Below are 14683 nucleotides of genomic sequence, written 5' to 3'. Positions count from 1 at the left end.
GAAGTTTAAACCTTGGTGCTGCACCAAGGTCAATCATTTTTCCGCGTCAGCCCCCTGGCAAATCGGTATGTTGACTTGTAAGTAGGATCGCTTATTCCCGTCATTATTTTCCGTCAAAATCAGCTTGCCGACTACATCACCTGATATCGTATACTGGTGCTCGTCCAAATAATCAAGCATAAATTGCAGGTACTCCTTTGACAAATATTCTCCGCAAGGCGAGGTGATGACGGCCGATACGCAAGTGGATGGGGCTATGTATTCCAGATGGTCGCTGATTTCAACCTTCAATTTGGGCAGATCATCCTCCGACAGGGTGAGGCCCCAACTGTAATCAAAACTGTCCGCACCCTCCATCAGCATTTGATCCATTCCGATTCGGAAACAGTAAAAAGTAAACGGAAGCTGCTCCATCAAGCTGTTTACGATGTTTTCCAGTCCTTCGTTTTTTAGCAGATCATTTCTGTTCGTTTGCTTGAATCGATAAAGCCCAGGCACCTCTGTAATCTTACATTGGTACAAGGAGCCTTCGATTGAGTGGATCTCCTGATTCAGCTCCTCCAGCTTGTTTAAAAGCATGGTGCTTCTCTGAATTTCCTCTTCTAGTTGTTCTATGCTTTCCCCGATTTTCTCAGTAATCGTTTCCAAAGAGGAGCTCTTCATTAGACCTGCTACATCATGCAGTGGGATTTGCATGCTCCGATACCACCGGCTCATCAGCAAGTCTCTGGCATCCAAATCGTTAAAATATCGATATTTATTATGATGATCTTTTATGGGCTTGACGATATCGTGCTTTTCGTACAATCTGAGCGTATCTCTTGTAATTCCGAGGATTGAAGAAAATTCACCAATACAATATTTCACTTTGCTCCCTCCAATCTGTTTGGCTCCTAATTAGCCATATCATGATCTTGCACTATGCTTAAAATGATACGGGTCGAAGTGAAATAAAAATATGGATTTCTTCACAAACCGCGATGTTTGATGGAGATTTTTACCTGATGAAAAAAAATAACAGGCAGTACGTTTGAACAATAAGTTTGGCATTATATGTAAATGACAGCACCGAAAGAGAAATGAAGGTGCAATAAAAACGGTCCCCGCAGGGACCGTTTATTTAAGACTTCACATGTTTTTGCATTTGTAAAATGGCGGATTTCTCTAGCCTCGATACTTGTGCTTGGGAGATTCCAATTTCATCGGCAACCTCCATTTGCGTCTTGCCTTCAAAGAAGCGCATGGAGAGAATCATTTTCTCGCGGCGGCCCAGTCTTTGCATCGCTTCACGCAGCGCGATTTCCTCGATCCAGGAGACGTCCTTATTCTTATCATCACTGATTTGATCCATCACGTAAATCGGATCGCCTCCGTCGTGATAAATCGGTTCAAATAAGGAAACCGGGTCTTGAATTGCGTCCAAAGCGAACACCACGTCCTCCTTTGGCAAACCAAGCGCTTCCGATATTTCAAAAATCGTTGGTTCCCGCGAGTTTTTATTGGTCAAGCTGTCCCGCATTTGCAGCGCCTTATAGGCGATATCTCGAAGACTGCGGGAAACGCGAATCGGATTGTTGTCCCGCAAATAGCGCCGGATTTCACCGATAATCATCGGGACGGCATACGTGGAGAATTTGACGTTTTGCGATAAATCAAAATTATCGATGGCTTTCATGAGTCCGATGCAGCCAACCTGAAACAGGTCGTCTACATACTCCCCCCGATTGTTGAACCGCTGGATGACGCTCAGCACGAGTCTCAGGTTGCCATTCACTAACTTTTCTCTGGCTGATCTTACGTGGTCTTGCTGCAGCGAGTGGAACAATTCACGCATTTCTGCATTGGTTAGAACGGGCAGTTTTGCAGTGTCGACACCGCAAATTTCGACTTTGTTTCGGGTCATCGTGTCTTAACCTCCCAAGGAGAAACATTAATGATCATTATCTCCTCGGACTGTATTTTTATTCCTATACAACGTTAAGCTGGGGGTGACCTACACCATCTTATTGAATTCCTTGCGGAGCCGTTTGATGATCCGTTTTTCCAAGCGAGAAATGTAAGATTGCGAGATGCCTAACAGGTCAGCAACGTCCTTTTGTGTCTTCTCGTCGCCGTCGACGAGGCCAAACCGCAGCTCCATAATCATCCGTTCCCGCTCGCTTAGCTTATCAAGCGCCTTATGCAGCAGCTTTCGGTCAACCTGCTCTTCAATGTTGCGGTAAATTGTATCGTTCTCCGTGCCGAGAACGTCGGACAAGAGCAGCTCGTTACCGTCCCAATCGATGTTCAACGGCTCATCGAACGAGACCTCGGTGCGAATTTTACTGTTGCGCCGTAAATACATCAATATCTCATTTTCGATGCAGCGCGAGGCGTATGTCGCCAGCTTAATCTTTTTCTCCGGGTCAAACGTATTGACCGCTTTGATCAGGCCGATCGCCCCAATTGAGACGAGATCCTCGATGTTGATTCCCGTGTTTTCAAATTTTCTGGCGATATACACGACGAGCCTTAAGTTTCTTTCGATCAGCATAGCCCGTATCGCCGCATCACCACTAGACAGCCGCTGCAGCAAGTATTCCTCTTCTTCGCGCGTCAATGGAGGCGGCAGCGCTTCGCTTCCGCCAATATAATAGATTTCCTCGCTTTTTAGTCCAAAAATAAACAACATTCGGTAGTACTGAAGCTGCAGCATCAGTTTCCATTTTACACGCATGTTCTCTTTCCTCCCATATTACGTTCCCGTTTTACTGATAGAGTCCGAACGGTTCTCTGTGCCCGATGCCCAAGCGGGGCTCATATCCGTATCCGTATGCAATGTGGTCTGTTCCGTCGAAACTGCTTCCGCCCCTTCTGTCAGCGCCGGATGTACGATAGCCTCATAAGAGCCTTCTGCCGATAATCGTCCCCCGTCCAAACCGATAAGGACTTTCGCCGTACGATATTCCCGACCATCCCAACTGATAGTAACCTCATCAGGCTTTAGTGCCAGCATAAACTGCGTACCTTTGTTAATTCCCCGATAAGGCACTAGCCGCAGCCGATCAGGCCACGGGAAAGAGCCGGCCTCCGCCGCCCACTCCAAAATAAGGTTGTCCGCACGTTCTGCGGTAAGCTGCCCACGGAGTGCTGCCGGGAAGTGCTTTTCCCACAGCTTAGCTTCCATCACCATAACTGGCAATCGGCTTAACGGGTCGGTCAGTTGATTCCCCGTATCGATCAAACCTTTGCAGTGAACTACTGCCTCCCCTAAGATCGCCTGAACATCAACCAGATAAGTGGCCATCTTTTCCTGCCTTTGCCGTGTGCCAATGACCCTTTTAAACCAAAACAATACGACAAAGAACAGAATGAGCGTAAATAGCGTGCCAACTTTTAGCGAAAACCCAAGTCCACCGGATGCCGTGTACCACATTCCGTTCCAAAGTTCTCCAGCATCCTGCAGCAAATAATGCACACCCAGGATACCGCCGGCCGCTGCAAAATTTACGATATAAAATGCGCCCATATTTCTTAAATAGTGCTGCAAGCTCTCAAACCCAAAAGCGATCCACAGCATGACAACGGAAAACAGAAATTTTACGAGAAACGTAAACATGAAGCTGAGCTCAGGCATAAACATCATCACCACGTATAGTGCACCCACTACCGCGGAAACAATAATCCGCCAAATGATAAGCTTATGCTTCCGCATCCATGCCGTCACGAGCAGAAGGCTAGCATCAATAACCAGATTCAGTAAAAATACAAGATCAATATAAACAACCACCCGCATTCACCTGCCTGGGGAGATGGTTATCAGTATAAAGATGTCTCGCTATGAAGTCTGTCTAATAATGGGGGCAGAATCCCACTAGTTTTGTCGACCTCTCCCGCCCAAATCCAAGAACATTCAGGTTTCATAGAGTTTCTGCGATTTTTGGCAAAAAAAGACCTTGTCCTATTTAATAGGACAAGGTCTTTGGGGAAGACGTACGTCTAAAATTTTCGATTACTCGTTATTGTGCCGTGAACGGTTACGGAGAAACGTAGGAATATCTAGCTGATCTCCACTAGGCTGATTGCCGAAAGGTCTCAGAGTTGAAGCAGACCGCGTATCTTGTGGTTCTGGAGCACCCGGGCCCGGAGCAGCCGTCGGCTTACGGCTCGGGTGAATCGTTGCTTTACTCTCAAAACCTGTAGCGATGACAGTTACTTTGATTTCTTCTTTCATATCTTCCTCGATAATAGCACCGAAGATCATATTCACATCCGGATCGGAAGCCGAAATGACGATTTCAGCCGCCTCATTAACTTCGTACAAGGACAGGTTTGCTCCACCTGTGATATTCATAATGACCCCGCGAGCTCCCTCGATGGAAGTTTCGAGCAACGGGCTCATAATTGCCTTGCGTGCAGCTTCGGCTGCACGATTCTCGCCGGTTGCCATGCCGATCCCCATCAAAGCGGATCCGCGCTCTGTCATGATCGTCTTCACGTCGGCAAAGTCAAGGTTAATCAGACCCGGTACTTTAATCAAGTCCGAAATCCCTTGAACCGCTTGACGAAGCACGTTGTCCGCTTCGCGGAACGCTTCCAGCATCGGCGTCTTCTTATCGACGATTTCCAGCAGTCGATCGTTAGGAATTACGATCAGCGTGTCTACCTTTTCTTTCAAAGCTTCAATTCCTTGCAAGGCTTGGGAGGAACGCTTCCGACCTTCAAAAGTAAACGGTCGGGTTACCACACCCACCGTAAGCGCACCGCATTCTCTGGCGATTTCGGCAATCACCGGAGCTGCGCCAGTTCCTGTACCCCCGCCCATACCGGCAGTAACGAATACCATATCTGCGCCTTTTAACGTATTCGCAATCATATCGCGGGATTCTTCGGCCGCTTTTTTCCCGACCTCCGGATTAGCTCCGGCGCCGAGTCCGCGGGTTAATTTATCGCCAATCTGTAATTTATGTTCGGACTTGGCCAAATGAAGCGCTTGGGCGTCCGTATTCACCGTAATGAATTCAACCCCCTTTACGCCGTTCTCGATCATTCGGTTTACAGCGTTGCTTCCCCCACCGCCTACACCGATGACCTTAATTTGAGCCAAGCTCTCCATATCGAAATCAAATTCCAACATACTCTTCCATCTCCCCCTCAATGTGCAAGGATGGCCCGTTCATCATCCCTGTACCCACTATATAAATTCGCTGAATAGATTTTTTAGGCGTTCTATCAAACCAGGTTTCTTGACAGTCTCTTGGTTGCTAGTGGCTTTGCTTCGATTTGATGACTTTTTAGTTCCTACATTGCGGACACGAATATTTTTGATGACTTTATACAAAATGCCAACGCCACCCGTAAACCCAGGATCACGAACACCGATATAATCCGGCACCGCAATCCGGACGGAAGCGGCAAGCTCTTCCTGCGCTATCTTAAGCAACCCCGGCATCGAGGCAGTCCCACCGGTCAAAATATAACCTCCAGGCTGTTCCCCGTATCCAAGCCGCTTGACTTCCTGGCAAATAAGCTGAAAAATCTCCTGCACCCGCGGTTCCGCAATAGCAGCGAGATCCTCCTGCGTAAATTCTTTATCAACATTGCTGCCGATCCGCGTAACCTTAAAGGTGACGTCAGCCGCTGCATCTTCAATACAAGCACAGCCGTATTTAAGCTTGGCTTTCTCGGCCTGATCGGTTAGAGTGCGGAGTCCGTAAGCAATGTCATTCGTTATAAATTCTCCCCCTATCGGAAGCGTAGATGTCGCCACGATCGTGCCGCTTTCAAAAACAGCGATCGTTGTGGATCCAGCACCGATATCCACCAGTACAGAACCCATCGTCTTTTCGTCTTTTGACAGGGCAAGTTGACCTGCACCAAGCGAAAGTAATACTAAATCCCGGACTTTTAGACCAGATTTCTCTACACAACGGAGTAGATTGTGTATTGCCGTTTTCGCTCCGGTAATGATGGTGGCTTCGACCTCAAGACGAACCCCGATCATTCCCCGAGGATCCTGAATCCCCTCTAACCCGTCCACCACATACTGCTTAGCAACAACATCGATAATTTCGCGTTCCGGTGGAAGCGCAATCACCTCTGCAGCCTTCATCACACGGTCGATATCCTCTTCGCTAATTTCACGATCCTCATTCTGTACAGCTACAACTCCGTGGCTCGTTTGGAGTCCGATGTGGTTTCCCGAAATGCCGACATATACTTCCGATATTTGAATACCTACCATCCGTTCCGCATGATCCACAGCGCTGCGGATCGATTGAACCGTTTGGTCAATATCTACAATCGCGCCTTTTCGAATTCCTTCCGAGTCGGCAGATCCAACCCCAATAATATTAAAGGTTCCATTATTAATTTCCCCAATAATAGCACGAACTTTGGATGTACCGATGTCCAAACTAACAATGATGTCATTGTTGCTCAAGCCCCTGGCACCTCCTATTTCCCATTCAAAATATACTTACCATGTTAGATGCACTCTCTACATATTCAACGCAGTTCAATCTTTCCCTCTTTTTTCTACAAATTTTTTGGCTTCCAACTTTTACATGGAATTAGGCAAAAGGGACCTAAAAAATACGAAAGTAGACCTGTTGCCCTACGCAAAAATAATAAGAAAAAAGAGGGAGTCAGGAAACTAGTCCATAAAACGTATTTTAACATTGTTTTTCACTCATGAGTAGTATCATTTTGCTCGTTATCTTCGGCCTTAGGCGGGTTATACGGAACATAAGAATCAGCATCAAGCATCGTCAGTTTTCCGGGATCCTGAGACTCCAAAATCTCGTTCATATACTCCGCTTTTTTAGCAAGGAGCGAGATCGCCGAAGTAATCTCAAAGCGTGACCGGGTGTACATTTTGATACGGTCCGGATAGGACAATGACGGCGAAGGAACGATCTCGGATATGTCTGCAGTGAGCGTATCCGGAATTTGGGACAACGTTGCACATAGCTTGGCTAAATTCGGATCTTTCGCCTTCCATCCGGTCAATATAGGCTTGTCCACCTGAAGAGAATCGTTATGCAATGGAATCTCCGTTCCGTTTGCCAACAGACCTGTCATTTTCCCGTCTTCCTTGAGTTCAAAAGCAGCCAGCGGATACTCCTCAATCTTAATATCCACGTTTCCGGGAAACGTTTTGTTCACGATAGCATGTTCAACTGAAGGAACGGCCTCCAATCTTAGCCGAATATTGTCCGCGCTCAGAGCAAAGTACGGAGAACCCACCTTTAATCCGGCTACGTCCAACAACTGCTGATCCGTTGAATACGTATTGCCGTGAAAGGTAATGACGGATATTTTACTGAAAGAGGAACGAAAAAAAAGGACGCTAAGTAAAGAGAGAAACAGCAAAAGGAGAATAATCCTAATTTTTCGCCCATGCTTCTTTTTCGGTTTCGGATTTGGCTCCTTCAAGGCAGGCACATTCGTTTTTGGCATGTCATTACTCCGCAACTTTCTGAATAGATATTACAAAGCCTATTATCCCCTCCAGTGGAGGGGACACATAATATGGGCAAAATAGAATCGATATAAAAACGAAGTATCAACTCAGGCTAAATCAAGCTGCTTCAGTGCGGGGGATTCGCGATGCATAGCCCCTCCCAGACGTTGAAACATCATTTCAATGCGATCATAGCCGCGGTCGATATGGTGGACCTGTTCAACGATCGTTTTCCCCTGAGCGGCCAGACCGGCAATCACGAGCGCAGCACCAGCCCTTAGGTCAGTCGCCTCGACAGTGGCTCCGTAAAGCCTAGGCACTCCCCGTATATACGCGGAATTTAGGTCTACAGAAATGTCGGCTCCCATACGGACCAATTCATCCACATGCTTAAATCGGCCCTCAAATACGGTTTCCTTCATCAAGCTAAGTCCGTCCGCCAAAGCTAAAAGAACCATAATTTGGGATTGCAAGTCAGTTGGAAAAGATGGGTAAGGCGAGGTAACAATCCGCTCTACTGCCTTCGGACGGCCAGAACTGATTATCGTTATTATATCATTTGTGGCTCCTATTTGAATACCAGCCCGCCTTAGTACATGAAGCAGCGCTACTAAATGCGCGGGATTGCAATGTGTGAGCGTTACGGTACCACGGGTTGCAGCCACTGCAATTAGTGCGGTTCCGGCCACGATCCGATCCGGAATGATTTCATAGTCGCATGGCTGAAGACGTTTTACTCCCCGAATCGTAATCGTATCTGTTCCAGCTCCGATCACACTTGCCCCCATAGCGTTCAAAAAATTTTGCAGGTCTTGAATTTCCGGCTCGCGCGCAGCATTGGAGAGAATTGTGGTGCCTTCGGCCAGAGCAGCTGCCATCATGATATTTTCTGTAGCACCAACGCTGGGAAAATCCAGATGAATGTCAGTGCCGACCAGTTTACTGGCCCTGCACCAAATCTGCTGGTCTTTCTCTTCAATCTTAGCACCAAGTGCTTCTAGCCCTTTTAGATGCAGGTCGATTTTTCGCTCCCCAATCGCGCACCCTCCAGGCTGGTAAATGCATACCTCCCCGAACCTGGCTAACAACGGTCCCATGAGAAAGATGGATGAGCGCATCTGTTTCATTAGATCCTCTGGCACGTGGCTCGAGTCTGCGCTCCCCGTATCGATGGTTACGACGTCCCCTAGGTGGACGGCTTTACAGCCCAGCCTGGCGAGTATGCCCAGCATGACATCAATATCGAGCAGACGGGGGACATTTCGAAGTTGCATCTTGCCTTCGGCCAGCATGCTAGCCGCCAGAATCGGCAGTGCTGCATTTTTAGCTCCATGGATACGAATGGTTCCTGATAGGGGGGTCCCCCCTTCGATCACCAATTTGTCCAATGTATCACCTCCGAGTTTACCGTTCACCCACGAAGAAGACCTCAGGCACCAGATTTACGCCAAATTTAGCGGCAACGGTGCCTTTAATTTGCTCCATGAGCGCTAGAACGTCCTCTGCTGTCGCTTGCCCGGTATTGACGATGAAATTGGCGTGTAGCGTGGAAACCTCGGCCCCTCCGACCCTTAGGCCCTTCAGCCCGGCCGCTTCAATCAATCTTGCCGAATGATCTCCAGGAGGGTTGCGAAAAACACTGCCAGCACACGGCTGCTGCAGCGGCTGCGTTTTGCGGCGACGATCTTTATAGGCCGCCAGGGCCGCAGCAATCTCCAGCCGATCTCCCTCTGCAAGCTTGAAGGTGGCTTTCGCCACAATGCCACGCTTTTCATGCAGGATGGAATGTCGATAGGCAAATTCCATTTCCTCTGCGGTATAAGTGACCAACTCACCTGTCTCCAGAACAATGTCAGCGGATTTAAATATACGTGACACATCGGACCCGTGAGCACCGGCGTTCATATATACGGCGCCGCCTACCGAACCCGGAATGCCGCCAGCAAACTCAAGGCCGGTTAACCCCTGTTTGCCCGCCATTATGCTCAGTCTCACGAAAGGAGCGCCTCCACCAGCTTCTACCTCTACTCCATTAAACTCAATTTGCTCCAGCTCAGCGCCTAATCGGATGACGGCCCCCCGTATCCCTTTGTCGGAGACAAGCATGTTTGAACCCTTGCCGACCACCATCCAAGGAATTTGCGCTTCGTGAAGCAAGTGAATGAGCTTCGTTAGCTGCCGGGCATTTTCTGGTACGATCATGGCGTCAGCGGGACCGCCGATTTTCCACGTTGTATATTTTGACATCGGCTCGTTAGGGATAATTTCCCCGACTTCCTGCCGATTCAAATTCGATATCCACTGCTGCATCGTAAAATCCCCCCCTTGACTTATATGGCAAATAGTAACCGCCCGACTTAACGTTTGCCGGCCATCCGGTTACCGCCGCAAACAAAGCCGGTTGCCCGGGTCCGTTGGAGCATCAGGACATTAGCTTTCCTTTTCTTGCTCCACATGGATTGTCACGAATTATAAAGTATCTTATGCCTTCCTTACGAAGAATGTGACAATCGCCCAGGTCCAAAACCGGCTGCTGTTTTCAAGCAATTTCTCGTTGCTTTCCGGCAATTACCGGCTTTGAATCAACCTCCGCATCTCCTCGACTACCAAATGGGCGGAGTCCGGTTTGCCAAGACGGCGTGAAGCCTCCGACATGGATGCATGCACCTCTAAGTCGCCCATAATGCGTTTAATTGCGTCAAACAGGCTTTGCCCCGTTAACTCCGGCTCCAAAATAACCTTAGCTGCTCCGGCCCGCTCCAGCGTCCGTGCATTTTTCTCTTGGTGGTTGTTCGTTACGTTTGGCGATGGAATAAGAACCGACGGAATCCCGAGCGCCGTAATTTCGGCCAAAAAAGATGCGCCGGCGCGATTGACGATCAGCGAGGTGCTGGCCAGCACCTCAGGCATATTGTGCACGTAAGGAAGAACTAGCAAGTTATCGGGCAGTTCCCCCACCTGGCTTTGAATCGTGTTCATCGTCGAGGCATAATAGCTCTCTCCGGTTACATAAACAAAACGCAAATGCTCCGCCTTGTTTAACAGGGGAGCCATTTGGATCATCGCTTCATTGATTGCTTTAGCGCCCCGGCTGCCCCCAACGACAAGCACGACGGAGCTGCTTTTCGGCAGTCCAAGAGAATCGTAGCCTTTATTTTTATCGGCCGCAAATACGGTTGTGGCACGCGGGTTTCCGGTGTAGACAATATTTTTGGCACCGGGAAAGGCCGAATTCATATTGTCAAAGCTGACTGCAACGGTCGATACATACTTGCTTAAAAAACGATTCGTCAAACCCGGAATGGCATTTTGCTCATGAATGATGCTTGGAATGCCAAGTTTGGCCGCAGCGTAAACGACCGGACCACATACGTAGCCTCCGGTGCCGATGACCACATCCGGTTTAAATTCACGGAGCAGCTTTTTGGAGGTTCGAACCCCTTTAAGAAACCGCATGATCGTTTTTACATTTTCTAAAGATAGCTTTCGACGAAAACCGGTGATATCTATTGCTTCAAAAGGAATATTTTCTTTGGGTACCAGCGAGCTCTCCAAACCTCTTTGTCCGCCGATGTACAAAAACTTGGAATTTGGAAATTCCTCAGCGCATTGGCTTGCGACGGCCAGCGCAGGATAAATATGTCCTCCGGTTCCGCCGCCGCTTAGTACGACGCGCATATTCTCACCTCGCATAACGTGATAAATTAAGTAAAATGCCTAATGCCGTAAGAATGAGCGTAAGCGAGGAGCCCCCATAGCTGATCAAAGGCAGTGTAATTCCGGTAACCGGCATCATTCCAATGACAACGCCGATATTAATGACCACCTGCACCCCGACCATTCCGACGATCCCCACAGCCAGCAGGCTGCCAAACGTATCGTCAACGGTCATCGCTATCCTCATGCCACGCCAAATTAAAATTAGAAATAGCAGTAAAACTAGGAGTCCCCCAATAAAGCCCAGCTCCTCCGAAAGGATCGAAAAAATAAAATCCGTTTGGGGCTCAGGCACATAGCTGTACTTCTGCCGGCTCATACCGAGCCCAAGTCCGGCCAAGCCGCCCGGACCGATCGCATACAGGGATTGAATGATCTGATAGCCGGCCCCGAGTGGATCCGACCACGGATCGAGAAAAGCGGTAATCCGCTGCAGCCGATAAGGCGCTGCCAGGATCAGCCCTATAAAGCCAACCACGCCAATTGCGGCAAGCCCCGCCAAATGCTTTATTCTCGCACCAGCGGTAAAAACGATAAATAATGATGCCCCTAACATCACCGTGCCTGTCCCTAAGTCGGGCTGCAGCATAATGAGTCCAAACGCGGCCCCGATACAGCCGAGCGGAGGAAGCAGGCCCTTTGTAAAGTGCGTAATCTTGTAATCTTCCTTGCTTAAGAGATAGGACAGAAACAAAATCATGCCGAGCTTCATAAACTCGGAGGGTTGGATCCCAAAAGAACTGATACCCAGCCAGCTTCTTGCCCCGCCCCTTACATCCCCAATACCGGGAATCAGCACGATTACTAGCAAGCCAAAGCAAATGATTAGCGCTAGCTTGGCGTAATTTCGCAAAAGCCGGTAATCGAAGTTCATCGTAAAAAACATTGCAATCAGGCCTAGCACGGCGAACAGCAGCTGCCGCTTTACGAAATAGAAAGAATCGCCGTAATCATGAAAGCCGAGTACCGAACCCGCGCTGTAAACCATCACAATTCCGATCGCTAGAAGCCCGAGTATACTGGCTAGAAGCCAAAAGTCCGGTGCCGTACGGGTCTTGCTCATCGTGGATGCCACCTCTTAACAGAAAGTAGGGGCTTTTCCACCCCCCTACTTAAAGGGTATGCACCGCCTCTTTAAAAATGCGTCCACGCTCTTCATATGACTTAAACATGTCCCAACTAGCGCATGCTGGAGAGAGCAAAACGACATCCCCAGACACCGCCAGACTGGACGCCTCCTTGAGCGCAGTCCGCAGCGTTTCCGCGGCGCTGTCTTCAGTATCGACAACCACAATATCGCTTAGACCCGCAAGTCTTGCGACATGAGCTATTTTTTCCTTCGTTTGGCCCATGACAACTAGAGCCTTTACCTTTCCTTTGAGGAAAGGAACGAGTTCCATATAATCTGAACCTCGGTCAAGTCCTCCGGCGATCAGCACAATTGGAGCCTTCAAAGCACCAAGGGCCATGATGGTCGCTTTCGAGTTGGTCGCCTTTGAATTGTTATAGTAAGCAACTCCCTGCTTCTCTTCCACATATTCCAAACGGTGCTCTACGCCCCGAAATGTTCGTAGAGGCTGCACTAGTGCTTCAGGAGCAGCCCCTGCGGCAATCGAAGCCGCAATCGCTGCGAGGGCGTTCCCTACGTTAAAGCGACCAGGCAGCGCAATTTCATGTACATCGACAATTTTCCGCTCGTTGCCCTCGGAATCGCGATAAACGATACTCCGTACAAGCTCATCATCCTGCCCACGCACATAAGACGGACGGACATACACACTTTCCATATCCAGCACTTCGGTCAGGGAGAAAGGAAACAGCTTCGCCCGAATATCGGGAATGAGCTTGCGGCAAACAGGGTCGTCCCAATTAATAACAGCCGTATCGGTCTCATGTTGATTGGCGAAGAGCTTGGCCTTGGACGTTATGTAGTCCTCCATAGATCCATGGTAATCCAAATGGGTCTCCGCCACATTTAGCAAGCAAGCGATCGCTGGACGGAAGTCTTGCGTCCCCTTGAGCTGGAAGCTGCTTAGCTCAGCCACCAGCCACTCTTCCGTACTGGCGTCCTCCGCAGCCTGGCAAAGCGGGGTACCAATATTACCTGCTACAATGGGGTGGAGTCCAGCGGATTCCAGCATCTTTCCGATCCACGTCGTTGTCGTCGTTTTCCCGTTTGAGCCGGTAATGCCTATTATCGGGGCATGCGTAAGCAAATAGGCAATTTCCACTTCGGTCACAACGTCGATGCCGAGCTCCAAGGCCTTGGCGACAGGTGCTACAGTATATGGAATGCCAGGGTTTTTCACGACAAGCGCTACGTCCTCATGAATGAGGTCGTCCGGATGACCGCCGCATACAACAGAAATTCCCAAAGCCTCCAGTTCGGATGCTTCGGGACATTGTTCCCTTTCCTTCTTATCGTTTGCCGTCACGACGGCTCCATGCTTATGCAGGGTTTTCGCGACCTGAACGCCGCTTTTGGCTAAACCGAGGACGACCACCTGCCGTCCCCGGTATTGATCTGGATGTTTCATCTCTACAACCCCTTGTTCAAATAAAGTCCGATGCCCGCCAGCAAAAGGCCGACAGTCCAAAATGTTACCACGACGCGCCACTCCGACCATCCCGACAATTCGAAATGGTGGTGGATCGGGGCCATTTTGAAAACACGTTTCCCCCTCGTTTTGAAAGAGACGACCTGTATGACGACGGACAGCATTTCTATAACGAAAATTCCCCCAATGATGAGGAAAAGAAGCTCGCTTTTCGTGACGATGGCAATAGCGCCAATCGCTCCGCCGATGCCGAGCGAGCCGGTATCGCCCATGAACACTTTGGCCGGGTGGGCGTTAAATACGAGGAAGCCCAGCACTGCCCCGATCATGGCCGCAGCACATACAGCTGCCGGAAGCGAGGTGGCCTGCATGGCGATGACGGCATAAGCGCCTAATGCGATTGCACTAACTCCTGACAGCAAACCGTCGAGTCCGTCCGTAAAGTTGACAGCGTTGCTGATTGCCAGCAGCATAACCACAATAAAAGGATAATAGAACCAAGGGCCAAAATCAAAGGAGAACGAGGTCCCCGGAATGCCGATTGCCGTACTGTGCCCTTCCCAGATCAGCAAGGCGCATACAATACCGGAAAACAGCAGCTGACCGATCAATTTTTGCTGAGGCGTAAGCCCAAGTGATCTTTTAAACACAATCTTTATATAATCATCGAGGAAGCCAACTAGACCGAAGCCAAGTGTAGCAACCAACATTACGTAAAAATCGGTGTTAATGACCGAAAACTTCAGAAAGGAAAGTGTAAAAGCCAAAATGATGATAATACCGCCCATCGTTGGCGTGCCTGCTTTTTTAAGATGGCTTTGCGGTCCATCCCCGCGAATTTGCTGCCCAAACTTCAGTCTTCTGAGCAGTGGGATAAGCAGTGGTGCCGAGATGACGGCCAGAATGAAAGATACGCCGATCGCTAACAAAATTAGTCCAAAATCCATGAGATCACCCTCCTTTC

The 14683-nt window shown here is 49.1% G+C and carries 13 protein-coding genes; all 13 read right to left on the bottom strand.

Annotated features, from left to right (window positions below; translation table 11 throughout):
* Positions 1-33 precede the first annotated feature (33 nt).
* The 13 genes from ACFQ3W_RS07080 to mraY all read right to left on the bottom strand — a co-directional run bounded on the left by ACFQ3W_RS07080 (position 34) and on the right by mraY (position 14666).
* Complete coding sequence (locus ACFQ3W_RS07080; protein ID WP_379318073.1) at positions 34-867, bottom strand: MerR family transcriptional regulator; 834 nt, start codon at positions 865-867, stop codon at positions 34-36.
* Positions 868-1120: 253 nt separating this feature from the next.
* Positions 1121-1903, bottom strand: coding sequence for an RNA polymerase sporulation sigma factor SigG (gene sigG, locus ACFQ3W_RS07075; protein ID WP_379318071.1), 783 nt, complete (start codon positions 1901-1903; stop codon positions 1121-1123).
* A 90-nt stretch (positions 1904-1993) separates the two neighbouring features.
* On the bottom strand, positions 1994-2716 hold the full coding sequence (gene sigE / locus ACFQ3W_RS07070) for an RNA polymerase sporulation sigma factor SigE (protein ID WP_379318069.1): 723 nt from the start codon (positions 2714-2716) through the stop codon (positions 1994-1996).
* Positions 2717-2734: 18 nt separating this feature from the next.
* Complete coding sequence (gene spoIIGA / locus ACFQ3W_RS07065) at positions 2735-3775, bottom strand: sigma-E processing peptidase SpoIIGA (RefSeq protein ID WP_379318067.1); 1041 nt, start codon at positions 3773-3775, stop codon at positions 2735-2737.
* A gap of 216 nt (positions 3776-3991) precedes the next feature.
* The gene (ftsZ, locus tag ACFQ3W_RS07060) at positions 3992-5116 is read right to left on the bottom strand and encodes a cell division protein FtsZ (protein ID WP_379318065.1); all 1125 of its coding nucleotides are present in this window, start codon (positions 5114-5116) and stop codon (positions 3992-3994) included.
* Between the two features lie 57 nt (positions 5117-5173).
* Positions 5174-6421, bottom strand: a complete 1248-nt coding sequence (gene ftsA, locus ACFQ3W_RS07055; protein WP_379318063.1) for a cell division protein FtsA — start codon at positions 6419-6421, stop codon at positions 5174-5176.
* Between the two features lie 245 nt (positions 6422-6666).
* Positions 6667-7440 carry a cell division protein FtsQ/DivIB gene (locus ACFQ3W_RS07050; RefSeq protein ID WP_379318061.1) on the bottom strand — a complete coding sequence of 258 codons (774 nt, stop codon included), beginning with the start codon at positions 7438-7440 and terminating at the stop codon, positions 6667-6669.
* Positions 7441-7551: 111 nt separating this feature from the next.
* Positions 7552-8832, bottom strand: coding sequence for a UDP-N-acetylglucosamine 1-carboxyvinyltransferase (gene murA / locus ACFQ3W_RS07045; protein ID WP_379318059.1), 1281 nt, complete (start codon positions 8830-8832; stop codon positions 7552-7554).
* A gap of 16 nt (positions 8833-8848) precedes the next feature.
* A complete protein-coding gene (gene murB, locus ACFQ3W_RS07040; protein ID WP_379318057.1) occupies positions 8849-9754 on the bottom strand; it encodes a UDP-N-acetylmuramate dehydrogenase in 906 nt (301 codons plus the stop codon).
* 258 nt (positions 9755-10012) lie between these two features.
* Complete coding sequence (murG, locus tag ACFQ3W_RS07035; protein WP_379318055.1) at positions 10013-11122, bottom strand: undecaprenyldiphospho-muramoylpentapeptide beta-N-acetylglucosaminyltransferase; 1110 nt, start codon at positions 11120-11122, stop codon at positions 10013-10015.
* A 4-nt stretch (positions 11123-11126) separates the two neighbouring features.
* Positions 11127-12224 (bottom strand): stage V sporulation protein E, encoded by a 1098-nt coding sequence (gene spoVE, locus ACFQ3W_RS07030; protein ID WP_379318053.1) that lies wholly within the window; start codon positions 12222-12224, stop codon positions 11127-11129.
* A gap of 49 nt (positions 12225-12273) precedes the next feature.
* A complete protein-coding gene (gene murD / locus ACFQ3W_RS07025; protein ID WP_379318051.1) occupies positions 12274-13698 on the bottom strand; it encodes a UDP-N-acetylmuramoyl-L-alanine--D-glutamate ligase in 1425 nt (474 codons plus the stop codon).
* A gap of 2 nt (positions 13699-13700) precedes the next feature.
* Entirely contained in the window at positions 13701-14666 is a 966-nt protein-coding gene (gene mraY, locus ACFQ3W_RS07020; protein WP_379318048.1) for a phospho-N-acetylmuramoyl-pentapeptide-transferase, read from the bottom strand.
* Positions 14667-14683 lie beyond the last annotated feature (17 nt).

The organism is Paenibacillus puldeungensis (genome assembly GCF_042678945.1).
Lineage (GTDB): Bacteria > Bacillota > Bacilli > Paenibacillales > Paenibacillaceae > Fontibacillus > Fontibacillus puldeungensis.
Note: the sequence above shows the minus strand (reverse complement) of the source record. Positions and strands in the feature narration are given on the sequence as shown.

Excerpts from the sequence above, each read along its gene's own strand:
- sigG (WP_379318071.1), bottom strand. The coding sequence starts at position 1,903 with ATGACCCGAAACAAAGTCGAAATTTGCGGTGTCGACACTGCAAAACTG.
- sigE (WP_379318069.1), bottom strand. The coding sequence starts at position 2,716 with ATGCGTGTAAAATGGAAACTGATGCTGCAGCTTCAGTACTACCGAATG.
- spoIIGA (WP_379318067.1), bottom strand. The coding sequence starts at position 3,775 with ATGCGGGTGGTTGTTTATATTGATCTTGTATTTTTACTGAATCTGGTT.
- ftsZ (WP_379318065.1), bottom strand. The coding sequence starts at position 5,116 with ATGTTGGAATTTGATTTCGATATGGAGAGCTTGGCTCAAATTAAGGTC.
- ACFQ3W_RS07050 (WP_379318061.1), bottom strand. The coding sequence starts at position 7,440 with ATGCCAAAAACGAATGTGCCTGCCTTGAAGGAGCCAAATCCGAAACCG.
- murB (WP_379318057.1), bottom strand. The coding sequence starts at position 9,754 with ATGCAGCAGTGGATATCGAATTTGAATCGGCAGGAAGTCGGGGAAATT.
- murG (WP_379318055.1), bottom strand. The coding sequence starts at position 11,122 with ATGCGCGTCGTACTAAGCGGCGGCGGAACCGGAGGACATATTTATCCT.
- spoVE (WP_379318053.1), bottom strand. The coding sequence starts at position 12,224 with ATGAGCAAGACCCGTACGGCACCGGACTTTTGGCTTCTAGCCAGTATA.
- murD (WP_379318051.1), bottom strand. The coding sequence starts at position 13,698 with ATGAAACATCCAGATCAATACCGGGGACGGCAGGTGGTCGTCCTCGGT.
- mraY (WP_379318048.1), bottom strand. The coding sequence starts at position 14,666 with ATGGATTTTGGACTAATTTTGTTAGCGATCGGCGTATCTTTCATTCTG.